Origin of the sequence: Aeromonas sp. R10-1 (assembly GCF_040908465.1) — a bacterium.
GTDB lineage: Bacteria > Pseudomonadota > Gammaproteobacteria > Enterobacterales > Aeromonadaceae > Aeromonas > Aeromonas caviae.
The window spans coordinates 114,270-120,783 of sequence record NZ_JBFODT010000033.1 but is presented as its reverse complement, the minus strand read 5'-3'; the positions used below and the strand labels follow the sequence as shown (position 1 = coordinate 120,783).

The 6,514-nt window shown below is 58.3% G+C and carries 4 protein-coding genes and 1 tRNA gene; 4 read left to right on the top strand and 1 reads right to left on the bottom strand.

The features are described from left to right. Positions 1 to 160: 160 nt before the first annotated feature. The 3 genes from AB5Y93_RS16555 (at position 161) to yjjG (ending at position 2,580) form a co-directional block, all read left to right on the top strand. Positions 161 to 237, top strand: a tRNA-Met gene (locus AB5Y93_RS16555). A 144-nt stretch (positions 238 to 381) separates the two neighbouring features. Further along, positions 382 to 1,866: a leucyl aminopeptidase family protein gene (locus tag AB5Y93_RS16550; RefSeq protein WP_368229879.1), complete on the top strand. Its 1,485-nt coding sequence runs from the start codon at positions 382 to 384 to the stop codon at positions 1,864 to 1,866. Positions 1,867 to 1,899: 33 nt separating this feature from the next. Further along, a complete protein-coding gene (gene yjjG / locus AB5Y93_RS16545) occupies positions 1,900 to 2,580 on the top strand; it encodes a pyrimidine 5'-nucleotidase (RefSeq protein WP_010674855.1) in 681 nt (226 codons plus the stop codon). A 69-nt stretch (positions 2,581 to 2,649) separates the two neighbouring features. Here yjjG and AB5Y93_RS16540 read toward each other — a convergent pair whose 3' ends face one another. After that, positions 2,650 to 3,906 (bottom strand): amidohydrolase, encoded by a 1,257-nt coding sequence (locus tag AB5Y93_RS16540; protein WP_368229878.1) that lies wholly within the window; start codon positions 3,904 to 3,906, stop codon positions 2,650 to 2,652. A gap of 1,603 nt (positions 3,907 to 5,509) precedes the next feature. On the opposite strand from AB5Y93_RS16540, the gene AB5Y93_RS16535 reads away from it, so the two are divergent. Continuing rightward, positions 5,510 to 5,683, top strand: a complete 174-nt coding sequence (locus tag AB5Y93_RS16535) for a hypothetical protein (protein WP_368229877.1) — start codon at positions 5,510 to 5,512, stop codon at positions 5,681 to 5,683. Positions 5,684 to 6,514 lie beyond the last annotated feature (831 nt).

The following is a 6,514-nucleotide window of genomic DNA, read 5'->3' as shown; positions in this document are numbered from 1 at the left end:
AGCTCGGTAGCTCGTCGGGCTCATAACCCGAAGGTCGTCGGTTCAAATCCGGCCCCCGCAACCAACTATTTGTGTCCATGGCAAGCGCATAGCGCAGCGGTGGAGACGAAGTCAGCAAGAAGCAACTGCTCTGCTTTTTGTGGTGGCAATGCAATTCGGACGCGGGGTGGAGCAGCTCGGTAGCTCGTCGGGCTCATAACCCGAAGGTCGTCGGTTCAAATCCGGCCCCCGCAACCAACTTCTGACTGATTTTCTTCTGCATTACCTCTCTGATCCCCTCCAGCATCTGTTGCTTGCACACAATAATGTGTGTTTTTCCGATCCCTCTCGCCATTTGTTCGGTATCATCCTGCTTTCTGTTCATGGATGAGGCCGCACCCTGTGATGACCCCTTTTAGCTATTCTTCTCCCCAAATCACGATGCAGAGCACCTCCCTCGCCGAGGTAATGGCAGGGCCGACTGCCGTCAAACTCCTGCTCATTGCTGACTCAGCGCGCGATACCCTGCTGGCGACGCCTCCCTTTGCCGCCGTGGCAACCCAGATAGCCCTGGGTCAGAAGGCCCCCTATTCCCTCGACGACAGTCAGGGGCTGCAACGGGTGATCTTCATGGATGCCCGCCCGGTCCTGGATCATCGGCTCTACAAGCAGGTGCGCAGCTGGGTGGGCTCGCTGGCGGGCCTCAAGGCGACGCACCTGGCGCTCCATCTGGAGGGCTTTGACGATGAGCATCGCGCGCAACTGGCAAGGGTGGTGCTCGCCTGCCTGCTCGCCGCCGATGTGACCCTGCCGACCCAGAAACGGAGTGAGGCGACAAGACCGGGTTATCAGCAGTTGCAACTTTCCCCCCCTTGCGAGCTGGACATGGCCCGCCTGAGCGCAGAAACCGAAGGCAATGGTCTGGCTCGCCACCTGGCGGTGCTGCCAGCGTCCGAGCTCAATGCCCGTCATTACCGGGCCTATGCCCGGGAGCTGGCGCAGCAGGAGGGGTGGCAGTGGCAGGAGTTTGATGAGACGACCCTGGCACAGAAGGGGGCTGGCGCCTTCCTGGCGGTGGCCCGTGGTTCGGCGGACGGTCAGGCCGCCATCGTCAGGCTCAGTTACTGTCCGGCCAACCCGGTGCGCCGCGTCGCGCTGGTGGGCAAGGGGATCTGCCACGACTCCGGTGGCTACAACCTGAAAGTCGGTGGCAGCATGTATGGCATGCACCTGGACATGGGGGGCAGCGCGGTGGCCCTTGGCACACTGCTGGCCATCAGCCGGGCGAAACTCCCCATTGAGGTGCACTGCTGGCTCGCCATCGCTGAGAACCACATCGGCCCGCAGGCCTTCCGGCCCGGTGAGGTGGTGACTGCGCTGAACGGCACCACCATCGAAGTGGTGGACACCGATGCCGAGGGTCGCATGGTGCTGGCGGATGCCCTGACCCTGGCGGCCGGGGACAAACCCGACTTGCTGATCGACTACGCCACCCTGACCGGCGCCTGCAAACGGGCGCTCGGCAGCCGTTACAGCGGCGCCTTCACCAACCGCCCCGAGTGGCTCACCACGCTGATAGCGTTGGGCCAGCAGAGCGGGGAGCGAGTCTGGCCCTTCCCCCTGGACGAGGATTACGATGACAACCTCGATAGCGAGTGGGCCGATCTGTTACAGTGCGCGCCGGGCGCCTCCCCGGATCACATCGATGCCGCCCGTTTTCTCACGCGTTTCGTGCCCGCCGAGCTTCCCTGGTTGCACCTCGACCTGAGTGGTTTTCGCAACAAGGGGGGCAATGGCGTGGTGGGCAGCGAGGTAACCGGCTTTGGTGTCAGGCTGACCCTGACCCTGCTCGACAGCCCTCTGGGGATGGGGGCGCCCGACGCATGACAACGTGGCCAAGCACAATCAATAAGGACAAGCGTGAAACAAGCAAGCTATGACTGGGTGCTGTTCGATCTGGACGAAACCCTGCTCGATTTTCCGGTCGCCAGGGCGCTGGAGCGGACCCTGCAGATCTACGGCGTGGCGCCGACTCCCCCCAAGATGGCGGAGTACCATGCCCTCAACCAGCGGCTCTGGCAGCAGTACAACTCAGGGGAGATTGACGCCACCCACCTGCAGCAGACCCGTTTTTCGCTCTTTGCCGAGCAGGTCAACGTGGCGCCCATGGCGATGAACGAGACCTTCCTGCAGCAGATCATCGCCCTGAGCGTGCCGCTGGAGGGGGTGGAGGAGACCCTGCAGGCCCTGAAGAGCAAGGTCAGAATGGGGATCATCACCAACGGCTTCAGCCTGCCCCAGCGCGGGCGCCTCGACAAACTGGGTTGGAACAGCTGGTTTGAGCCTCTCGTTATCTCTGACGAGGTGCAGGTGACCAAGCCGGCGGCGGCCATCTTCCAGCATGCCCTGGCGCAGATGGGTCAGCCGAGCCCGGCGCGGGTGTTGATGGTGGGGGACAATCCCAAGACCGACATCGCCGGTGCCGCCGCCCAGGGGCTTGCCACCTGCTGGTACAACCCGGGACGGGAGACAGGTCCGTGCGAGGCGACCCACGAGATCCACCACTTCGCCCATCTCTGCGCGATCGTGCTGGGAGAGTAGGTCCCCATGTCCGCAAGGATGTAAAAAACAAGGCAGCCCATGGGCTGCCTTGTTTGCATCCGGCGTCTGCTAGCGGCCGAGGCGGGCGAGCAGCCAGGCCTCCAGCAAGGCCACTCCGGGGGCCAGCACGGCTTCGTCGAAGTCGAACTCCGGATAATGGTGGGGGGCTGCGAGGTTGGCTCCCAGGATGAGATAGGCGGCTTCGCCGCCGTGCTGCTGTACCCGCTCGATGAGGAAACCGGCATCCTCGCTGGCCCCGAAGCGGCGGGTGTGGATGGTATCAAGGGAGATCCCCTGTGCGAGAGGCACGATTTCCTCGATGAGGGCTGGGCTGTTCTCGATGCCGATCGCTTCCCCCTGTTTGCGGATGTGGTAGGTCGCGCCCTGCATCAGGGCCGCCCCCTCCACAATCTGCTGCACCTGATTGAACATGTAGTCGTTGAGGGCCGGCGTCGCGCCACGGGTCTCCCCCATCAGGCGGGCATGGCCCGGGATGACGTTGCGTCCACTACCGCCGTTGAGCTGCCCCACGTTGATGCGGGTCATGCCGTCCCGATGGCGGGGAATGCCGAGCATGGCGGTGGTGGCCATGCAGGCCGCCGCCAGGGCATTGTGGCCCGCGTTGGGCTCGAGCCCCGCATGGGCGGCTTGCCCCATGAACTCCACGTCGAATTTGGTTGAACAGAGAAACTCGGTGGGGTTGACCACCAGCTCACCGCTGCTCGCGTGAATGCCGATGTGCAGTGCCAGCAGGGCGTCCACGTCGTCGAGCTGCCCCCCTGCCGCGAGCGCCTTGCCGCCTCGGCAGCCCTCTTCAGCCGGCTGGAAGAAGAGCTTGATGCGGCCAGTGAGGCGATCGGCGAGGGCCGCGATCCGCTCGGCCAGCACCAGCCCGATGGCGGTGTGACCATCGTGGGCACAGGCGTGCATCCAGCCCGGGTTGGCGGAGTGCCAGCCTCCATGGCCGGGCAGGTGTGACGCCTCCTGGCTCTCTTCGACCTCCACCGCATCGATATCGAAGCGAAACGCCAGGGTGGGGCCGGGGCGCCCGCTATCCCAGAGTCCCATCACGCCGGTGAGTGCGTCGATCCGCGTCAGCCACTCCGGATGCGCCCCCTGGTGCAGGGCACGGGCCTTCTGGGCCTCGACGTCTATTTCCCGTCCCATGATGAGGGTGCTGGCGAGCAGTTGATCCCCCAGCATGATGGAGAAACCGAGTTCACTGAGGTGTTGGGCGATGAGGGTGGTGGTGCGAAATTCACACCAGGCGGCTTCGGGGTGACGATGAAGGTCGCGGCGCCAGTGGCGCAAGGCATCCTGAGTCATGGTGGTTCCTGCGTGGCAAATCCAGCGGCCATTGTGACGGGCAGGGGGGCAAGAGTAAATCCCGCAGGGGGAGTTGCGACAAGGGGAGCCCGGGCTCCCCTTGAAAGATGGCATGGATGTCGACGAGGTCGTTTTGTGTGCGCAGATCGCACTCAATGATGGCTTGGCATCATCCTTTGCCAGAGAACGTCAAAAACCCATGTTGCAGTCTGTTTTTTGAACCACCCCTCTGGTGCAGAGGTGGCAGAAGGCTGATTGACCGACTTAGAGCTGTGCCAGCGACGGCATGGAGACGGCAACCAGAGTGAAAAACACGGTGAAAACGGCGGTAACTACGAACTCTTTCATGATTTTATCTCCCTTGGTTGGCTCATGATGGGACCAAGATACCACAACAGAACGATAAAACAACGAAAAATGTAATTATGAGGCAAAAATGGTTTGTCAGTGAAATACGACAGCATTTTTATAAGTTTAAGGGCGTTTTTTGTCCTGGGAAGGGCTTCATGGTGATATCAGTGAAAAGAGAGGTATATAAATTCTTTAAATACATTGAGTTATGTTATTTTTATGACGCTCTCTTTGGTGGTTCCGATTGGGGTTTGTGTGGTGATCTCCATTTTTCAGCAGCAAAATGGCCTGCGGGATGCGCCGATTGATGTCGCCATAGGGAGGTTGGTGGCTGCTAGCCAAGTTTTGTCATCCCATGTCATGTTTTCTCACGACTTGTGTCCTAACCCCAGTCTGCAAGGCTGTTGCCAGCCAGGGTTATCCGATGAAGCCTCAATTTTCTGCTCATCCCAAACAGGATGGGAGCAAAAAGAGTACGAAAAACGACAAAACGGCCGTCAAAGGAGCATGGAAGGAAAGGGGGAAGGCGGGAAAATGGAGGTTCGATCTTCATGGGGCCTTGGGTGGTCGGAAGCCCCGTTTTTCGCTGTTTTCTTGGGGGGACGAGCCATTGGGCCCGCGCGCAGGGGAAGCGGGCGATATCGTCGGCCCACCCGGGTTGCTATATGGCGCCAGTGTGATGGGATGAAGGGCAGGGGAGGCCTGGCGCAGGGCCGTGGCTCTGCGGTACCAAGGCCTTTATCCAGACCCGTCGCGAACAAGGTGAGCAAGCAGAAAGCGGGGGAAAGAAGTAAAGGAGAAGGTCGTGGGGTCAGAGGCTCAGGGCCGCCGGGCAAGGGGTAAGACATGGCGACAGTGGCCAGTGGATAGTCGGGCCCCCGCAGGGGGAGGAGGGAGTGAGGAGCCCGCATAAAAAAACCCTCCAGAGGCGCGTTGAATAAATGATCTAATGCAATGAATTAAAAGGATTTGTTTCTATCAATGTCCACACATTGACCACATCGACAGATAATAATAGCCCCGCATCGTCGGGGCTTTGTTTTGCCCCGGCTTGATTTTTGTGACCTGTTCTCAGTAAGGCTTCGTTCAGCCCACCCTCCCTCAATTCCTCTGAATCCTACCTCTAACTATTTCTAAGAAATGTTTCTAATGGGTCTTGTGTTCCTACCCACAGATACCCAATATCTGTAGTTGCCGTTCCTACCCTCGGCAAACGCAGAGTTAGGCGTCCCTCATATCAAGGAAAATTGATATGTCGAGACGCAGACAAAAAAGTACGAAAAGCAAACAAACACAGACCTCAAAAGGCCAGCATGAATCAGTTCGTGCGAATGATGGGCTCTTTAAGTCGATGTTGAAAGGCGCAGCCTTTCAACTTGGTAAAGAGCTAGCACTTCAAGCATTGAAATGGTTGGGGGTTGGCTGAAGGTCATTAATGTTGCCGTGGGGCCCTGGCAGGACTCATGGATGAGGAGGTTTTAGCGCCTAGAGCAAGTTGTTTTGGGAAATTCATTCACCCAAGAGAATTACATAGTTTTTACACCGGGGAGGTTCATATGAACCATTCATTTTCATGCGAGAGCAATCACAACTAACTTTCGTTTACCAGGGGGAACCGCCGATTCCTCCGGTACGATCTTCATACTGAAGCAGCAGTATGTTGTTTCTAAGGGTAGAGATTTTGCTGACAGGAGCGAAGGTGACATTTAAGTGAAACATGTAGTTATCAAACGTGATGGCTGTAGAGCTCCTTTTGACGCATCTCTCATTGCAGAGGCCGTTGCTAGGGCTGCAGAGTTCCTTCGGATCGATACTGACCCGATGGGATTTTCTGTGCTATCACTTGAGACTATATGTCCATTTAACTATGTTGGAACTATCGAGGATCTGGAGCTAGTCCCAAGCATGAAGGGACACCCACCCTACCTGTTCAGTTTGGCGAAGCTGCTTAAAGTTTCGTGCAGGCAAGTGAGGCCGCCGTAGAGAACCCAGTTATCAGCTCACTCCCTGCGTGACCGGACACATTTCATGGAACCTGTTTTCCGTTGGACTGGTTGGTTGGTACACCAAGACGGCATATCTCTTTCATAATTTCAGTTCCCACTTCATCCCCGCTGACTGCTAACCAGTTGAAATAAAAAGCCTTACCGCTATATATCGACGGCCTGTGCGATCTTGCCTGATCCATCAAATTCCCACGAAAAGTACGCTTAACCCAATATATTCAATTGGTTACGCTTTCAGCCTTGCATCGCTA

Excerpts from the sequence above, each read along its gene's own strand:
- AB5Y93_RS16540 (WP_368229878.1), bottom strand. The coding sequence starts at position 3,906 with ATGACTCAGGATGCCTTGCGCCACTGGCGCCGCGACCTTCATCGTCAC.
- AB5Y93_RS16535 (WP_368229877.1), top strand. The coding sequence starts at position 5,510 with ATGTCGAGACGCAGACAAAAAAGTACGAAAAGCAAACAAACACAGACC.